This is a genomic window from Paenibacillus sp. FSL K6-1566 (assembly GCF_038050475.1).
GTDB lineage: Bacteria > Bacillota > Bacilli > Paenibacillales > Paenibacillaceae > Paenibacillus_AQ > Paenibacillus_AQ lactis.
This window is the reverse complement of sequence record NZ_JBBOSR010000001.1, coordinates 4,142,511-4,160,575: the sequence shown is the minus strand read 5'-3', so window position 1 is coordinate 4,160,575 and position 18,065 is coordinate 4,142,511. Positions and strand designations below refer to the sequence as shown.

Below are 18,065 nucleotides of genomic sequence, written 5' to 3'. Positions count from 1 at the left end.
TAGGGCGAGCGCCCGGTACATAAAGCCATTCGCAACCCTGCATAATAAGGTAAGCTTTTGTAGGACTACAAGATTGGGGGATGCTTGTGTGAGCAGAGGAAGGAAGTCAAGAAACAGAAAAGGCACGTTGAAATGGTGGCAGCTATCCCTCTTAGGCGTAGCATCGACTATCGGGACAGGTTATTTCCTTGGATCGGCGCTTGGTATCCGGGTTGGCGGGCCGGCGTTTCTCATCTCGATCGTGATAGCCGCCTGCGCCACGTATCTCGTATTCGATATGCTGGCACGAATGACGGCGGATGACCCGCAGCCGGGCTCCTTCAGAACATACGCAAAGCAGGCTTACGGCAGATGGGCGGGATTCTCGACCGGATGGATGTACTGGTGCGCGGAGGTGCTGATTATGGGGAGTCAGATGACGGCGCTATCCATCTTCTCGCGCTTCTGGTTTCCGGACATCCCGATGTGGATATTCGCTTGCGGCTATGCAGTACTCGGGTTGTTTGTCATATGGATCGGCAACAAGGGCTTTGACAGGCTGGAGAATGTGCTGGCCGTTCTGAAAATTGCGGCGATTGTCATGTTCCTGGCAATTGCCGCTGCGGCATGCTTCGGATGGCTTCGCGGAGGGGCAAGGCCGCAGCTTCCGGCGAGCTGGGGAGATTTTTTCGCAGCAGGGGGAAGGGGGCTGTGGGCATCCCTGATCTTTGCTTTTTACGCATTTGGGGGAATCGAAGTGATGGGGGTGATGGCCGTACGGTTAAAGAACCCGAAGGAGGCGCCGAAGTCAGGAAAGATCATGATTTTGCTGCTGTCCATCGTTTATATTATATCGATAGGGCTAGCCGTCATGATGGTGGCATGGAACCGTTTCTCTCCGGCCAAAAGCCCGTTTGTTGTAGCATTAGGGTCGTATAATCTTCCTTTCGTCCCGCATGTCTTTAATGCGGTCCTGATTATTGCAGGATTTTCGACGATGGTGGCATCGCTCTATGCCGTAACCACCATGTTGGTCACGTTATCGGAGGACCAAGACGCTCCGAAGGTATTTGCCAAAAAGAAAACCAGGCGAAAAACACCTGTGTTCGCGCTGGCGCTAACCGCAGCCGGGCTTGCCGTGTCGATCATACTGTCGCTCCTGATACCGGGCAAAATATATGAATATCTTACGACTGCCGCCGGCTTAATGCTGCTGTACAACTGGTTCTTCATTCTGGTTACGGCCGGGAAAATCATCCGGCTTACCGTATGGGGGCATATCAAACGCTTCGCCGGCATGCTGATGATCGCCGCAGGGGTAAGCGGCACCGCATTTCATCCGACGAGCCGCCCGGGGCTGTGGATCAGCTTCGGCTTTATTGTCATGATCGGCATCGTCGTATTGTTCATGCAGAGGGTTTGGAAGAAATCCGCCCAAGAATCCAAGAAGGCGGGCAAGCCCAAGCTGCGTCCGAAGCCTGCCCGTTAGAACAGCACGGGATACAGCAGCGACACCGCACGAATCCCGAAATACAAACCGAATACAACCAATGAGAGGCCAGAGAGCACGGAAATTACCGATATTGCTCTTTGGCTTAAATATTTTCGGAACATGCTGCTCACCATGGCCATGAAGAAATCCCACAAGACGACTCCTGAAATGACGGCAATACTGTAGACGAACAGCTGGCCTGTACCATTATCGGCCGCCGTCTTTGCCAGAATGGAGCCGTAGATCCCGAGCCAGAACAGAATGGTCATCGGATTGGAGACGGACATCAGGAAGCCGGAGACCAGCGTTTTCATAACCGATTCTCCGCCGCTCGTTGAACTGATTGTTACCTTCCTTGCATTGATGATGCTTTCTACGCCTGTATAGATGAGCACGAATGCACCGAACAGCCACAGGAATGTCTGCATGAAGGGGGTGCTCAGGAAATGAACGACGCCCAAATAGACGAGAATCATGTACAGGATATCCGCCAGCACGGCACCGATTCCAAACATCCAGGCATGCCAGAACCCTTTTTTGATCCCTTGGTCGAGCTGGGCTGCATTAATAGGACCAAGCGGCGCAGAGAGCGAGAGTCCCAATAGGATATAGCTGAATATCATGCTCATGACAACGATTTCCTCCCCTATTACGGTACCTGAATTTTCATATGGCTTGTACAGAAGATGGCTCGTACCATTCTATTCACGGGAATGCCCATCTAAGAACATTCATTTGAAAAAAACGAATCAAACGGCTGACCTGAAAACGTGGGGGCCGTTTTAACTTTTGCCGATTATTTTGATTCAGCAGCGGTTTTTGCTAGGATAGTAGGTAGCGATGCCTTCGATACCGTAAAGGGATCGAACCGGCAGTGAAGAGGAGGGAAATCATGAGCAGGCCTTACAAAATCGTCGTGGTATCGGATACCCATATACCCATGCGAAGCAAGCAGCTGCCCTCTCGGTTGTTGGAGGACTTGAAGGAAGCGCAGCTTATTTTGCATGCGGGCGATTGGTCGAGCTGGAATGTCTATGAACAGCTCAGCCGCTATGCTCCGGTCGAAGGCGTAGCCGGCAATACAGATCCGGAGGAAGTTATTTCGAAGCTGGGATACCAGAAGATCGTTGAGGTTCTTGGTCATCGGATCGGAATTGTGCATGGACACGGAAAAGGCGGGACGACGCCAGGACGCGCGCTGAAGGCATTTGAGGGAAGCAACGTGGATATGATCGTATTCGGTCACTCCCATATTCCGTATATGGAGTCGGTTCGGGGCACGTTGCTCTTCAATCCCGGCTCTCCGACGGATAAGCGAAGACAGCCTCAATATTCGCACGGCATCATTCGGGTTGCCGAAGGCCGCTTGGATGCGGGACATGTGTTCTATGACCGTACATAAAGAAGATTCAGTCATATACTGATGGTGAGTGATTCGGTTGCAGGCTTTTAATTCCGGACGTATCGGGTTAATAAATATGAGTCCTTGGTGGATGCAGATGATGCAAGTGAGAGGATGGCTATGGTAAAGGAAGAACAAATCGAGCGAAGAATCCAGATCGGCCTGTCCGGCTGGGGAGACCACGAGAAGCTGTACGATGATGGAGCGAAGGCTTCCGATCGGCTGGGCATGTACGCACGGCATTTTCCGATCGTGGAGATGGACAACTCGTTCTACCCGATTCCCTCCCCGGACCAGATGGACAAATGGGCCCAGACGGTGCCCGGCCATTTCGGGTTCATTGTCAAAGCCTATCAAGGCATGACCGGCCATGCCAGGGGCGGCACCTTATCGAAATATTCCAGCACGAGAAGCATGTTCGACGAGTTTCGGGCTTCGGTCCGGGTCCTTCAAGCAGCCGGCAAGCTGAGAGCGGTGCTGTTTCAATACCCGCCGTGGTTTGGCTGCGAGCGGAAGCATGTGGACATTTTGAAACGGACGCGGGAGTGGATGGAGGATCTGCCGGTCGCCTTGGAGTTTCGCCACCAGACCTGGTTCGCACCTGAATTCCGGGAGAAGACGCTGGATTTCATGCGAAGCGAGGGGTGGATTCACAGCATTGCCGATGAGCCCCAGGCGGGAATCGGATCGGTACCGGCCGTTCTTGCCGCAACCCGCGAGGATGCCGTCATGATTCGGATGCATGGCCGCAACGAGAAAGGGTGGCATACGGGCGGGCAGCCGAATTGGCGGGAAGTCCGTTATTTGTACAGGTACAATGAAGATGAGCTTGCGCAGTGGAGGGAATCCGTGCTGAAGCTGCTTGAGGAGACGAGCCAATGCTGGATTATCTTCAATAACAACTCGGGAGGCGATGCATCCGATAATGCGAAGCAGCTCCTTCGCATGTTTGGAATGGACAGCGGACCGGAGCCGATCAGACAGATGGATTGGCTGGCAGAGGATATTTTTACAGATAAATGACTTTAAATGTAAACGAAACAGGGAACTGGAAGCGGCTGTCCGAAATCGTCATAAAATTGACGCAAATCCATCTGTTTATTAGATCATTATTATATATAAAGGGTATTTTCGGTTCTGAGGTCAAGTGTATTATAATGAAATCGTAACAAAGTGTTTTGCGAATGTAAAAAGTGAAATTCCGTCCATGAACTATCAAAATAATCTGACGGAGGGAGTCAGCGATGAAGACCCTTGACAGTAAGGCAGTGGGACCATGGCAAAAATATCACGGTCCGAACCTGGGGTACATTCAAGATCAGTACGAGAAGTTTTTGCAAGACCCGCAGTCTGTGGAACCAGGATACCGTGAACTGTTCGCCAGCTGGGGACCGCCCCCTGCTTTGGAAAACAATGAAAAGAAAGCGGATTCGCAGGGACAAGGCGTAGGACTTGACCCGCAATTACTTAAGAAGAGCGTAGCCGCAGGTAAGCTGGTATGGAATATTAGAACCTATGGCCATTTGGCCGCCGATATCGATCCGATCGGCATCGGTGGAGAAACGGATACACGACTGCTTCAGCCTGAAAGCTATCAGTTAAGCCAAGCGGATTTGGCGGCCTTGCCTGCCGAGATCGTCTGGGAGGAGGCTCCTGGCGATGTCAAGAATGGTTGGGATGCCATCCAGCGGCTGCTGAAACTATATACTGGAACCATTGCATATGAATTTAGCCACATTCATGATGAAGAAGAACGGAAATGGCTCAATCAACAAGCAGAGTCCGGACGATTCCCGCTTAACTTGAGCGTAGAAGAACGGAAGGAGCTGCTGAAGAAACTGCTGGAGGCCGAGCAATTCGAGGAATTCCTGCACCGTACCTTCGTTGGAGCAAAGCGCTTCTCGGTCGAAGGGAACGAAGCGCTGGTGCCGCTGCTTGACGAAATCGTCCAGCAATTAGCGGAAGTGGATGTCAACTCGATCCTTGTCGGCATGGCGCACCGCGGACGTCTGAACGTGCTTGCGCATATTCTCGGGAAGGACTACACCAAGATCTTCTCCGAGTTTATGCATTCGCCGAATAAGCATCTGGTGCCTTCCGAAGGCTCCATGGGCATGAATTACGGCTGGACGGGCGACGTGAAATATCACCTGGGCGCAGACCGTTACATGAAGAAGAACGAGGCACGCGAGGTTCGTATTACGTTGGCCAACAACCCGAGCCACCTGGAATACGTTAATCCGGTCGTTGAAGGGTACACGCGCGCGGCTCAAGAAACCCGCAGCGAAGCCGGCTATCCGAAGCAGGACGTCAACAAGGCGGTCAGCATTCAGATCCACGGCGACTCTGCGTTCCCGGGCGAGGGAATCGTGCCGGAGACGCTTAACTTCAACAAGCTGCCGGGCTTCCGTACCGGTGGAACGATTCATATTATCGTCAATAACCGGATCGGCTTTACGACCGAAGGGAAGGATTCGAGATCCACGCATTACGCCAGCGATCTGGCGAAAGGCTATGAAATCCCGATCATTCACGTTAATGCCGATGATCCGGAAGCATGTATCGCTGCTGCCCGTCTCGCGAGCGAATACCGCAACAAGTTCAAGAAGAGCATTCTGATCGATCTGGTCGGCTACCGCAAGTACGGCCATAACGAGACCGACGATCCTGAAACGACTCAGCCGCTGATCTACCAGAAGGTGAAGAATCACCCTACGGTCAGCACATTATATATGAAGAAACTGGTTGAAAGTCAGGTGCTGTCCCAATCGCAGGCTGACGAACTGAAGAACGCAGTGGTCGAGGTGCTTAAGGCTGCTTATGAAACCGTAAAATCGAAGGATTCGGTCGATTCGGTTCTGCTCGGCATCAACCCGGCCGATGAGAATTCCAAGAAGACAACGGCTACCAATGTATCCGCTGAACAGCTCCGTGCGATCAACCGCGAGCTTCTGCAATGGCCTGAAGGCTTCACGGTATATCCGAAGCTTCAGCGCATTTTGGAGCGCCGCAGCAGCGCGCTTGACGAAGGCGGGAAGGTAGACTGGGGTCATGCAGAGACGCTGGCCTTCGCGACGATTCTGTCGGACGGCAAGCCGATCCGGATTACCGGACAGGATGCCGAGCGCGCAACGTTTGCGCACCGGAACCTGGTTCTGCATGATGCCGCGAACGGAGATACGTTCTGCCCGCTGCACCGTTTGCCGCAGGCAAAAGCATCGTTTGCGATCCACAACAGCCCGCTTACAGAAGCAGCGGTTGTCGGCTTCGAATACGGGTATAACGTGTATTCGCCGGAGACGATGGTGATCTGGGAAGCGCAATACGGGGACTTCACGAACTGCGCCCAGGTTATCATTGACCAGTTTATCTCGGCCGGTCGTTCGAAGTGGAGACAGAAATCCAGCCTTGTCATGCTGTTGCCGCATGGATATGAAGGAAATGGTCCAGAGCATTCCAGCGCAAGACTTGAGCGTTTCTTGCAGCTGAGCGGGGAAGATAACTGGACGGTTGCTAACCTGACATCGGCAGCGCAATACTTCCACCTGCTGCGCAGGCAAGCGTCACTGACGGAAACGGACGATGCCCGTCCGCTCGTGCTGATGGCTCCGAAGAGCTTGATCCGCAATCCGCGCGTTGCATCGCCGGTTAGCGCATTTAGCGAAGGCGGCTTCCAGAAGGTGCTGGAGCAGCCAGGTCTCGGACAATCGCCGAAGAAGGTCGAACGCCTCGTGCTGTGCTCGGGGAAAGTGGCGATCGATCTGGACGAAGCACTTGACAAGCAGAAGGGCGAAGATCACTCTTGGATTCATATCGCGCGGGTGGAACAGCTGTATCCGTTCCCGAAAGAAGAAATTTCGCGCATTATGCAAAAGTTCCCGAATCTCAAGGAAATTCTGTGGGTTCAGGAAGAGCCGCAGAACATGGGCTCCTGGAGCTTTATGGAACCAAGAATCCGCGAAATCGCGCCAAGCGGCGTAGAGGTTCGTTACAACGGACGCCCTGAACGGTCCAGCCCGGCCACCGGATATCAGGATGTACACGCATACGAACAACAGACGATCATTACGTTTGCCCTTAATCGTAAAACTATAAATCAACAGATCTCATTGGGGAGGTAGCGGCTGTGAGCGAAATTACTGTACCAGCTATGGGCGAATCCATCACCGAAGGAACCATCTTTAAATGGCACGTGAAAGAAGGGGACCGCGTCAACATCGGTGACGTTCTGCTCGAGTTAGAAACGGATAAGGTTAATCTGGAAATTAGCGCGGAGTCTGAAGGCGTTGTGGAAAAAATCCTTCGCCAAGAAGGAGAAAATGTTACGATCGGTGAAGTCATCGGCCAAATCTCTCCACAGGAAGGCGTTAAGCCAGGCGCGCCTGCGCCGCAAGCGGAAGCTCCGGCTGCCGCTCCGGCAGCGGCACAGCCTGCGCAAGAGGCACCTAAGGCACCAGCGCCTGCACCGGAAGCCGGTGGAGAAGGCTCGAATTTGACTGCATCGCCGTCCGCACGCAAGCTGGCTCGTGAGCGCGGGATTGACCTGGAACAGGTACAGGGCCGCGACCCGATCGGTCGCATTTATCACGATGATGTGAAGAACCATACGGAAGGCAGCAAGCCTGCTGCTCCTGCAAGCAAGCCGTCCGCGCCAGCGGCACCAGCTGTGCAAGCGCCGGCTGCGGAATACGGCAAGCCTGTTGAACGTACCCGGATGTCTCGCCGCCGTCAGACGATCGCCAATCGTCTGGTCGAAGCGCAGCACACGGCAGCGATGCTGACCACCTTCAACGAAGTCGATATGACGGCCATCCTGGATGTTCGTAAGCGCCGCAAGGATGCCTTCAAGGAAAAGCATGACGTCGGTCTGGGCTTTATGTCCTTCTTCACGAAGGCAGTTGTCGGCGCATTGAAGAAGTTCCCGCTGCTCAATGCTGAAATTGACGGCGACGATATCGTTGTGAAGAAGTTCTATGATATCGGGATTGCCGTATCTGCGAAGGAAGGTCTTGTCGTTCCGGTCGTTCGCGACGCTGACCGTCTCGGCTTCGCCGAGATCGAGAAGGAAATCGTGAACCTTGCGAACAAGGCCCGCAGCAACACCTTGTCGCTGTCCGAGCTGCAAGGCGGAACCTTTACGATTACGAACGGAGGCGTCTTCGGATCGCTGCTGTCCACGCCAATCCTGAATACACCGCAGGTCGGCATCCTGGGCATGCATAAGATCCAGATCCGTCCGGTTGCCATCGATGAAGAGCGTATGGAGAATCGTCCGATGATGTACATCGCATTGTCGTATGACCATCGAATTGTCGACGGCGCAGAAGCGGTTCGCTTCTTGGTAACCGTAAAAGAGCTGTTGGAAGATCCGGAATCTCTGCTGTTGGAAGGTTAATGCCAAGACAGCGACATCATTGAGAAATAAAGGGCCGCATGGGAAAGTCCATGCGGCCCTATTTTACGCTTATCCGGTGGTTTGTTCTTCAGCAGATGACCATTGCACTCCTATAGATGGCTGCGCCTTTCAACACGTTAGGCATTGTCCTTAAATACAGATGATGCTTATCGTAATGCGGATCGATGTGCAGATATGTCCTCTAAGATGAGGAACCATCCTTCTGATCTTGACCGTTGGAGTCCATGGTGTCGCGAGGATTCCAGTTCTCAGCCTGAGGCTCGATATCCTGATGCTTCTTCACCTTGTCTCGCTGCTCCTTGGAATCGTTCTCCGTGTGCTGGTGATTGCGCACTTCGTCGCCGGTTGATGATTTCATGGGAATACCTCCTTTAAACGAATATAGTATTACATACCCTGTATGGCAAAAGACAAACAGGGAAAAGGCGCTGGCGGAGGGATTTGATTTTCCGCATCCTTGACGTTAACATGTTACAGAGACGAATCGCATGACTAACCGATATCGAGAGGAGATGTCTTCTATGCAACAACAACCACAGCATACATTACTTTTTACAGGCGCTTATGCCGAAGCCGATCAGACCGGTATATGCGTATATGCCGTTGACGAAACTTCCGGAGAGCTTCGGCTGCTTGATGAAGTCTCCGGGATTAAGAACCCGACATTTCTAAATGTTGATCCGGCAGCCAAGCGGCTGTATGCGATCGGAGAAATATCGGACCAAGGAAAGAAAGCAGCCGAGATCGTTACATTCGAGATTCAACCCGATACCGGCAAGCTGAAAGAATTGAGCCGCGTTCGGAGTGTCAGCAGCTCCACTTGCCATATTCAACGGGATGAAGGGAGTTCGTATCTGATCGTATCCAGCTATCACGGGGGGCTGGTCGGCGTTCATCGGATTAACGAGGATGGCACGGCCGGGGAGCTGCTGGATGAGAAAAAGCACGCCGAGCTCGTCCAAGTCCGGGAGGATCAGCAGCCGAGAGCGCATTCGGCATTCTACAGTCCGGACGGTCGATACATATTCGTGCAGGATTTAGGATTGGACAAGATTATGTCTTACACTTTAGACAGTGAGCACGGCGAGCTTCGTTTCCATGGCGAAACCCAGCTTGAGGACGGTGTCGGGCCGCGCCATTTGGCCTTCCATCCGGGCGGTGGCTACGCATATGTCATTAATGAATTGAACTCCAGCGTGACGACACTCCGTTATTCGAGTGAAGATGGCCGTCTGACGCCGCTTGAGACGATCTCGACGCTGCCATCCGATTTCGAAGGTGAAAGCTTCTGCGCCGAAATTGCAGTGTCTAGCGATGGCCGGACGGTGTATGGATCGAACCGCGGGCATGACAGTATCGTGGTGTTCTCCGTTCACCAGGACAGCGGGCTCCTGAGTCCGGTTCAGTATATTTCTACCGAGGGCGGCCATCCGCGGCATTTCAGCCTGCTGCCGGGCGGTAAGCATCTGGTGGCGGCCAACCGGGACGGCAATAACCTCGTGCTCTTTACGGTAGATCCGGAGGACGGGAAGCTTTCCTTCACCGGTTATACCGTTTCCCAATCCAAGCCGGTCTGCGTGAAACCGGCGGTCTTTAACCGATAACAGCAGAAATTGATCGAATTGCACCTCAAATACTTGGGGGATAATACCTGGGATTTTGTTAGATAAGCGCTCTTGCAGGGCAAGGACCTTAAAGGTTCGTTGTCTTTGCAGGGGGCGCTTTTTTCGTACAGGCAAAACGCTACGCTGACCTTAACCGGCTCCTCGGTTGTCGTTTGACGGGATTCAGAGCTCGCCCCGATTGGTTATGTAATAACATGAACACGTAATTAAGGAGGGTGTGGCAATGTCTACGAATCAAAAATTAAAAGGGAAAACGGCAATCGTTACAGGTGCAGGCTCTGGAATCGGCCGTGCTGCAGCCCTTCTGATGGCGGAGCAGGGAGCGAACGTGCTGCTGATCGATATTGATCATGAACGGGTGGAGAAGGTTCGTAAGCAGATTGAGACTGCCGGGGGAGAGGCGATAACCGGCAATTGCGATATTTCAAAAGCGGAGACGCTTAAGGACTGCTTCCAGCAAGCGGCGGAGAAATGGGGCGGCATCGATATCGTTTTTGCCAATGCGGGCATTAACGGTACGAAAGCTCCGATTGAGACCATGGAGCTGGACGAGTGGGATACAACGATCAATACGAACCTGAGGGGAACGTTTGCGACGGTGAAATACTCGATTCCTTATTTGAAGGAGAAGGGCGGAAGCATCATCATTACGAGCTCGATTAACGGCAACCGGGTCTTCACAGGCTTCGGATTTTCCGCTTATAGCACGACCAAGGCCGGGCAGGTAGCCTTCATGAAGATGGCAGCGCTGGAGCTGGCCCGTTATAAAATTCGCGTGAACGCGATTTGTCCGGGAGCCATTGCAACCAATATTGATTCCAGCACCATTGCCAAGCCGGAGCTTGAGGAAGTGACCATTCCGATCGAATACCCGGAAGGGGATCAGCCTTTGGCGAACGGCCCCGGCCAGCCGGAGCAGGTCGCACGTCTGGTCGCATTTCTGGCATCCGACGACGCCTCGCATATTACCGGAACCGAAATTTATATTGATGGAGCCGAGTCTCTGATCCACTGATTGACTGACCAACTTTCCTTAAGCAGGGCATTGGTGATTGAGCTTCTGTGTCCTTTGGATGGAGAGTGAGCATAAAGTTTGTGGGATGAATGTCTGACATTTCGACACGGCATCAACAATTGTTGAGGATTGAGCTTCCTCGATGGAACCACGGACGAATTTGACAATATGGACTTTATTGTCGCATAATAAATAGATATATTGTCAAATAGAATAGTGGTGATATCGATGGGAATCGTCATCGTGGAAGTGTGCGACAGCAACTTGATGAGCGCTTTGGAGCTCGAGCACCTGGAGGAGCTGTATCCCGAGATCGCCGTGCTGCGTGCAGATTGCATGAATCTGTGCGGGCTATGCAAGCTGCGCCCTTACGCGCTGGTCAATGGCAAGCGTGTATTTGCAGCCACGACGGAGGAGTGCATCGAGAAGATTAAGGCAGCCATCGAAGCTGAGTTGGCCATCTACAATGAGATTTAAAGCATCCTAAGCGATGCTTCGTTATATGATATATTCAAAAAGGGCATGTCGCTCATTCCAAGCGACATGCCCTTTTCTTATAAATACGGGAACTTTAGGAAGCGTGATGGCTTGCAGCAACAATCTCTTCGCATTCTGCGGAGCAGCAGCTATTATGGAGCTCTTCGCACTCCTCGCAGCAAATATGCTGCAAATGGCATGCATCGTTGTCGCAGTTGATGTAACGGTCCTCAGGCTTGCCGCAGTGATGGCATTTCCCGACGACGATATCTTCATCGGTGCGGTTGATCGGAACTGAAATGCGCTCATCAAAGACGTAGCATTTTCCGTCGAACAGCCGGCCTTGAACTTCAGGATCCTTCCCATACGTTACGATTCCGCCGTCCAGCTGGGCAACGTCTTGGAATCCTTCCTTCAGCATGAAGCCTGTCAGCTTCTCACAGCGGATGCCGCCAGTGCAGTACGTCAGGATGGTTTTATCCTTATGCTCGGACAGATTCTCCCGAATCCACTCCGGAAACTCCCGGAAGGACTGCACATCCGGACGAATGGCGTTGCGGAAGTGACCGATATCATACTCGTAATCATTGCGGCCGTCGATGACGATGACATCCTCCCGTTGAAGGTACTCGAAGAATTCCTTCGGCGACAGGCGCTTGCCGCTGATGACGTTCGGATCCAGCTCATCCTCGACACGGAAGGTCACGAGTTCCTTACGATGACGAACGAACATTTTTTTGAACGCGTGCCCTTCGGAAGGGTCGACCTTAAACACCATATCGGCGAACAGCGGGTTGGCGTGCATATCACGCATATATTGCTCGGTCTGTTCAATCGTACCGGACACGGTACCGTTGATGCCTTCGGCTGCTACCAGGATACGGCCCTTGAGGCCCAGCTCTTTGCAGTACTGCAGATGCTCATCCTTGAAGGCTTCCGGGTCCGGGATCGGCACGAATTTATAATAAAGCAAAATTTGATATTGCTGTGAATCGGACATATTTTCATCACCTGTTCTGTTGATAGTTTAAGCCAAAAGCATACTTATTGAATTGTAGTTGAATTCAGACCACTTAGTCAACTTAAATGTATAGAAAGTTTGCCATGAATTGTGAATTTTAGGGTTTCAAGAATGCTGCAAAGCGGTTATGATGAAGGGGCAGGAATGCGAACACTTTCATTAATTGGAGGCGTGAACAGCATGGTACATATCGAACAAAATGCGCTCGTGTTGTTTCAAGGCGACAGTATTACCGATTGTGGTCGGAATTATGAGGAGCCTAGCAGTTTGGGGCAAGGATATGCACTGATGGCTGCGGCCCGGTTGAGCATGGAGCAGCCTCAGAAGCGATTGCGGTTTGTAAATCGCGGCATCAGCGGAAACCGGGTTGTTGATCTTCGGGGACGATGGGAGGAAGATTGTATACGGCTCGATCCGACTTGGGTTTCGATTCTTGTCGGCATCAACGAGACGGGCAGGAGATACAGGCAGGGAGAGCCTACTTCGCTCGAAGCTTATTATGAAGGCTATAGGGAGCTGCTGTTTCAGACCCGCGAGCATACCGGCGCCAGATTGATTCTTATGGAACCGTTTCTGCTGCCCGTCACGGAGGATAAGAAGGAGTGGCGCGAGGATCTGGATCCGAAGATTGCGGCGGTGCGTGAGCTGTCGCGTGAGTTTGAGACGCTGTATGTGCCGTTAGACGGTATTTTCGCTGCAGCAAGCTCCACAATCGAGATGACCTATTGGGCCGAAGACGGCGTGCATCCAACTCCTGCAGGTCATGCGCTGATTGCTCAGTCCTGGCTCGCTGCGATTCAGGGACGTTCGATGTTATAAGGCTGTTTACCCACTTCGAATATAAAGGCATTGTTTATGATACAACGTCCCCGGAGAATAGCGCTCCGGGGACGTTTCATTCTTTCGACAGCAGATGCCCCGAGAGTAAAGAAAATCCTGATTGACGAATGTGTTTGGATACCTTTACAATGGTTCATAATAGACCGTTGTTCAATTGGTGCGTCCTATTTTTTTACTTTAATGCTTTTGCCAATAAAAGCGGCGATGCGTTGTCGCTTTGTGTCGAAGCTTAGATGACGAAAACGAACGGGTCATTCATGAGAGAGGGGATTCATTAGATGAAGAGAAAAATGTGGGTATCACTTGCATTGTCGGCGCTGCTCGTGACGGCAGTCGGCTGCGGGGACAAGCAGGAAGGCGGAAGTACGGCGACAGGAAGCGGCGGCGATGCCGAGAAGAAATCTTACAGCATCGCGATCTCGCAATATGTGGAGCATCCGTCCTTAGACGCAACTCGGGAAGGAATTCTGGCAGCGCTTAAGGATGCCGGAATTTCGGAAGAGGATAAGACGCTGAAGCTTGACTATAACAATGCTCAGAACGATTCAACGAACAACCATACCATCGCTCAGAAGCTGAAGGATTCGAAAGCGGATTTGGTTGTGGCGATTGCTACGCCATCCGCGCAAGCCGTGGCAAACGAAGTGAAGGAGAAGCCGGTCCTGTTTGCAGCGGTTACCGACCCGCTGGATGCGAAGCTGGTCAGCGACCTGCAGAAGCCGGGAGGCAACATTACCGGAGCTTCGGACACGAATCCTGAGGCGACAAAGCAGCTGATGAATTTTGTTAGCACGCATTTCCCTAATGTGAAGAAGATTGGTTTGATCATCGATGAAGGGGAAGCGAATGCCGTTGTAATGGCGAAAACAGCGGAAGAGGTGCTTGCCGAACATGGAATCGAATTGGTGAAGGCTTCCGTCACCAATACATCGGAAGTGAAGCAGGCTGCCGAATCTCTCGTCGGTAAGGTGGATGCATTCTATATTACGCTCGATAACCGGGTTGTAAGCGGTGTGGACACGATTATCCAAACCGCCCAACAGAATAAAATTCCGTTCTTCTCCAGTGACCGCGACACGGTGGAGAAGGGGGCTTTTGCTACCGTTGGCTTCAAGTATTATGACCATGGATATCAGGTTGGTCAGATGGCGGTAGAGATTTTGAAGAACGGCAAGAAGCCGGCTGACATGGAAATCACGAAGCCCGACAAGCTGGATCTGATTCTGAATGTGAAGGCTGCGGCGGACTACGGCATCGAGGTTACGGACGCCATGAAGCAGGAAGTCAAAGACCCTGACAACAACATCATTGAGTAATTGTAAGGCGCGGAGTCTTGAGCCCGCGCCTTCCTTAATCATAAAGGAGGTCAAGACATGTTGGAATTCCTGATGAGACTGGATGGTCCGATTGAATTAGGTCTGTTGTATGCGCTGATGGCACTTGGCGTTTATATTACGTTCCGCATTTTGGATTTTCCGGATCTTACGGTGGATGGAAGCTTTACCATGGGGGGCGCGATCGCAGCCGTACTGATTACAAACGGCACCAACCCTTGGCTCGCAACGTTGGTTGCGATTGCCGGCGGGATGGCCGCGGGGGTATGTACAGGGCTCCTTCATACGAAGGGCAAGATTAACGGATTGCTGTCCGGGATTATTATGATGATTGCTCTTTATTCCATTAATATGCGGATTATGGGTAAGCCGAACATCTCCCTCAGCCAGGAGGATATCGTGTTCGGCTCCATCGATCCGATTTATGTCATGCTTGTTATTGTGATTATCGTGAAGCTATTGCTGGATGCGTTCTTCCGCACGGATCTCGGTCTTGCCCTGCGGGCAACGGGGGACAACAAACGCATGATCCGCAGCTTCGGCGCGAACACCGATACAACCACGATTCTTGGGCTCAGCATTTCCAACGGCCTGGTTGCCTTTTCGGGGGCCGTCGTTGCCCAGCAGTCCAGCTTTGCGGATATCAGCTCGGGGATCGGGATGATTGTAATCGGTCTGGCATCAGTAATTATTGGTGAAGCGATCCTCGGGAAGGGCTCCGTATTCCGTACGACACTTGCGGTGGTATGCGGTTCGATTATTTACCGGATCGTCGTTGCGGCTGCCTACGAAATCCCTTGGCTTGAAGCTTCTGACCTGAAGCTGATTACCGCGGTTATCGTAATTGTCGCGCTTGTGCTGCCGACCGTGCAGCGGTCGATGAGGCAGCGCACGCAGGCGAAGAAGCGTTCGACCGAGCTGCTGACCGCTCAAGGCAAGTCGGAAGGAGGTGCCTTCTAATGCTGCAGATGAATCATGTATCCAAGCTTTTTAACCCCGGAACGGTGGATGAGAAGGTCGCTCTCATGGATGTGAACCTTCATCTAAAGCCCGGCGATTTCGTTACGGTCATCGGAAGCAACGGTGCAGGCAAATCCACATTAATGAACATCATTTCCGGTGTGCTGAGGCCGGACGCGGGGGAGGTCCGAATTGACGGCAACGACATCGGCCACCTGCCCGAGTTCCGCCGCAGCCGCTGGATCGGCCGGGTGTTCCAGGATCCGATGGCAGGCACGGCACCGCATATGACGATTGAAGAGAACCTGGCGATGGCATTAAAGCGCGGGAAATCCCGCGGACTTGGCATCGGGGTATCTGCATCGAAGCGTACGGCGTTCCGTCAGTATTTGGAGCGGCTGGGCATCGGCCTGGAAAATCGACTTCGCGCGAAGGTAGGCATGCTCTCGGGCGGTGAACGCCAAGCGCTCAGCCTTCTGATGGCGACGTTCACGGAGCCGCAAATTCTGCTGCTTGACGAGCATACGGCGGCGCTGGATCCGGCCCGCGCGGAGCTGATCACGCGCATTACCGACGAAATCGTTCGGGATATGAACCTGACGACACTCATGGTGACGCATAATATGGAGCAAGCGATCCGCCTCGGTAATCGCCTCATTATGATGGATAAGGGCCGAATTATTCTCGATGTGGACGAGCAGCGCAAGCAATCGCTGACCGTTGAGCAGCTGCTCGGCGAATTCGAGCAGATCAGCGGCCACAAGCTGGCGGATGACCGGCTTGTGCTGGGTTAATTGTAAGCAAGTTTTACAGAGTTCGGGCTTGTCCCCGGATATTTCAATATAGAATACAGGCGTTTTTCGGTCATGCCGGGAAACGCCTGTTCTCTTTTTTGATAGGGGAACCTCCAGGAAATACTTGAATCTTTAAATATTTTCTCTTATTTTCGAAACCAAATGTCAAATAATGACGTAAATAAGTATTGACCGGTGTAATATTAATCAATATGATAGCTATATACAGCAATATCCTAATATTTGGTTGCAACCCCGGAGGTGGTGTTAGCTTGGAGAAATTAACCACGATTCGCGAACAGTTAGAAGAGCATTTGCGCAAGCATGGGATGACAATAAACCGGTTTGCAGATTTATCGGGGGTGAACAGCGGCACGCTCAGCAACATCCTGAACGGGAACCGACCAATTTCGATGCAGCAGCTGGACCGGATCACGTCCGGGATGGGACTTCCCGATGGTTATTTCTACGATCTGTACATAGATGAATGTATTTTTCATGCCACGCCCGATTGGCGGCGGCTGGGCCCCTTCCTTCTTCGCTGTGCCGAGCTGGACAAGCTGGATTGTCTGGACCGTGCGATCCGGATGACGATGGATAACGTCGCGTATGCCCCGATGCTGTTCGACATGGCGGAGACATTGTTTCAAGAAGGGAAGAATGAGGCAGCCGCCATTTTATATCAATGCGTTGCCGAGAGCGAGAAGTTCCAGCATTCCGAACGGCTGGCTCTTTGCCAGTACCGGCTTTTTATGCTCAGCTTGTCGGAGGACCAGGAGGCGAATCTGCAAGCGGCCGTGTCTTTTGAGCCGTATATTGATCGGTTGGATGAAGGTTATCAGTTGGATGCTTATGTGAAGTTAATAAATGTGAACTTATCATTGAATCGTTGGAATAAAGTTAAAAACTTAGCGGAGAAAATGTTGCAACAGGCAATGGTTCAATATAGATACAGCAAATCCTCTAAAACTACAACTGTTCGAAGAAATAGAAGACAGCCACTTATTTTCTATATTCTATATGCCTACCTGTCCTTAGAGAATTACTACAATGAAGCTAGGGATTATGAAAAAGCGTTGCACTTCGTTTCTTTATATCATGACCCAGATTGGGTGATTGAACCAAACGCAGAGGATACCAAAATTATTGAACAGTTTAAGGAATGGGCGATAGCTAACCGTTACTTACACAGATTAAAAGCTGGACATGTTGAAGTGTTATCAGAATATGTGGAATATATTTCACAGAGAGAAGATGAAATATTTACTGCGATATGCAATATTATGATAATCGCAAATCTAAATAGGTTCAACGTAGACCATATTTTAGAGAGATTTAAAGAGTACTTAGTATTCAAAGAACAAAGAAATCAAATATCAAAAGTTAGTAATCAGGTGACATTCAGCAGATTTGCACGATTGTTAACTGAACTAGGCATTTACTATCTCAGCACCCAAAAATATAATAATGGGATAGAATATATACTTAAAAGTCTTGAGAATTGTATTGCAATTAATAGTAGTAATGGTATGCTTAGATGTATGGGGATATTTGAGGAATTTCGTCAATTTGCTACAGACGAAGCTCAAAAGCACTATAAAAAACTTGTTAGTGAGGTGCAAAAATTAAATGATAAAAAAATTGGTTTGTCTATTAGCTATTTGTAGCGCCTTAGTTATTATAGCTACCCCTTCTGCCCTTACATATGCT

Annotated in this window: 16 protein-coding genes; 13 read left to right on the top strand and 3 right to left on the bottom strand. The window is 51.5% G+C overall.

Annotated features, from left to right (window positions below; translation table 11 throughout):
- The first annotated feature begins 88 nt into the window (after positions 1-88).
- The gene (locus NST08_RS18235) at positions 89-1,468 is read left to right on the top strand and encodes an amino acid permease (RefSeq protein ID WP_210095098.1); all 1,380 of its coding nucleotides are present in this window, start codon (positions 89-91) and stop codon (positions 1,466-1,468) included.
- On the opposite strand, the gene NST08_RS18230 is transcribed toward NST08_RS18235, so the two are convergent.
- On the bottom strand, positions 1,465-2,100 hold the full coding sequence (locus NST08_RS18230) for a LysE family transporter (protein WP_210095097.1): 636 nt from the start codon (positions 2,098-2,100) through the stop codon (positions 1,465-1,467). The genes NST08_RS18235 and NST08_RS18230 overlap by 4 nt on opposite strands.
- Before the next feature lie 263 nt (positions 2,101-2,363).
- On the opposite strand from NST08_RS18230, the gene NST08_RS18225 reads away from it, so the two are divergent.
- The 4 genes from NST08_RS18225 (at position 2,364) to odhB (ending at position 8,268) form a co-directional block, all read left to right on the top strand.
- Positions 2,364-2,873: a metallophosphoesterase family protein gene (locus NST08_RS18225; protein ID WP_210095096.1), complete on the top strand. Its 510-nt coding sequence runs from the start codon at positions 2,364-2,366 to the stop codon at positions 2,871-2,873.
- A 120-nt stretch (positions 2,874-2,993) separates the two neighbouring features.
- Positions 2,994-3,896, top strand: a complete 903-nt coding sequence (locus NST08_RS18220) for a DUF72 domain-containing protein (RefSeq protein ID WP_341342122.1) — start codon at positions 2,994-2,996, stop codon at positions 3,894-3,896.
- 221 nt (positions 3,897-4,117) lie between these two features.
- Positions 4,118-6,994 (top strand): 2-oxoglutarate dehydrogenase E1 component, encoded by a 2,877-nt coding sequence (locus tag NST08_RS18215; protein WP_210095094.1) that lies wholly within the window; start codon positions 4,118-4,120, stop codon positions 6,992-6,994.
- Positions 6,995-6,999: 5 nt separating this feature from the next.
- Positions 7,000-8,268 (top strand): 2-oxoglutarate dehydrogenase complex dihydrolipoyllysine-residue succinyltransferase, encoded by a 1,269-nt coding sequence (gene odhB, locus NST08_RS18210; protein ID WP_341342121.1) that lies wholly within the window; start codon positions 7,000-7,002, stop codon positions 8,266-8,268.
- A gap of 202 nt (positions 8,269-8,470) precedes the next feature.
- Here odhB and NST08_RS18205 read toward each other — a convergent pair whose 3' ends face one another.
- Positions 8,471-8,647, bottom strand: a complete 177-nt coding sequence (locus NST08_RS18205) for a hypothetical protein (RefSeq protein ID WP_210095092.1) — start codon at positions 8,645-8,647, stop codon at positions 8,471-8,473.
- A gap of 163 nt (positions 8,648-8,810) precedes the next feature.
- Here NST08_RS18205 and NST08_RS18200 point away from each other — a divergent pair, with 163 nt between their 5' ends.
- The 3 genes from NST08_RS18200 to NST08_RS18190 all read left to right on the top strand — a co-directional run bounded on the left by NST08_RS18200 (position 8,811) and on the right by NST08_RS18190 (position 11,406).
- Positions 8,811-9,893: a lactonase family protein gene (locus tag NST08_RS18200; protein ID WP_210095091.1), complete on the top strand. Its 1,083-nt coding sequence runs from the start codon at positions 8,811-8,813 to the stop codon at positions 9,891-9,893.
- Positions 9,894-10,137: 244 nt separating this feature from the next.
- The gene (locus tag NST08_RS18195; RefSeq protein ID WP_210095090.1) at positions 10,138-10,929 is read left to right on the top strand and encodes an SDR family oxidoreductase; all 792 of its coding nucleotides are present in this window, start codon (positions 10,138-10,140) and stop codon (positions 10,927-10,929) included.
- A 228-nt stretch (positions 10,930-11,157) separates the two neighbouring features.
- Complete coding sequence (locus tag NST08_RS18190) at positions 11,158-11,406, top strand: DUF1450 domain-containing protein (protein WP_028406770.1); 249 nt, start codon at positions 11,158-11,160, stop codon at positions 11,404-11,406.
- 94 nt (positions 11,407-11,500) lie between these two features.
- Here NST08_RS18190 and trhO read toward each other — a convergent pair whose 3' ends face one another.
- Positions 11,501-12,406: an oxygen-dependent tRNA uridine(34) hydroxylase TrhO gene (trhO, locus tag NST08_RS18185; RefSeq protein ID WP_210095089.1), complete on the bottom strand. Its 906-nt coding sequence runs from the start codon at positions 12,404-12,406 to the stop codon at positions 11,501-11,503.
- A gap of 201 nt (positions 12,407-12,607) precedes the next feature.
- Between trhO and NST08_RS18180 the strand changes: the two genes are divergently transcribed.
- The 5 genes from NST08_RS18180 (at position 12,608) to NST08_RS18160 (ending at position 18,022) form a co-directional block, all read left to right on the top strand.
- Complete coding sequence (locus NST08_RS18180; RefSeq protein WP_210095088.1) at positions 12,608-13,246, top strand: SGNH/GDSL hydrolase family protein; 639 nt, start codon at positions 12,608-12,610, stop codon at positions 13,244-13,246.
- A 299-nt stretch (positions 13,247-13,545) separates the two neighbouring features.
- Positions 13,546-14,583, top strand: a complete 1,038-nt coding sequence (locus tag NST08_RS18175) for an ABC transporter substrate-binding protein (protein ID WP_210095087.1) — start codon at positions 13,546-13,548, stop codon at positions 14,581-14,583.
- A 57-nt stretch (positions 14,584-14,640) separates the two neighbouring features.
- Positions 14,641-15,561: an ABC transporter permease gene (locus tag NST08_RS18170; RefSeq protein WP_007128586.1), complete on the top strand. Its 921-nt coding sequence runs from the start codon at positions 14,641-14,643 to the stop codon at positions 15,559-15,561.
- Positions 15,561-16,355 carry an ABC transporter ATP-binding protein gene (locus tag NST08_RS18165; protein WP_210095086.1) on the top strand — a complete coding sequence of 265 codons (795 nt, stop codon included), beginning with the start codon at positions 15,561-15,563 and terminating at the stop codon, positions 16,353-16,355. The genes NST08_RS18170 and NST08_RS18165 overlap by 1 nt, the downstream gene beginning before the upstream one ends.
- Before the next feature lie 272 nt (positions 16,356-16,627).
- Entirely contained in the window at positions 16,628-18,022 is a 1,395-nt protein-coding gene (locus tag NST08_RS18160) for a helix-turn-helix domain-containing protein (RefSeq protein WP_007128584.1), read from the top strand.
- Positions 18,023-18,065: the final 43 nt, after the last annotated feature.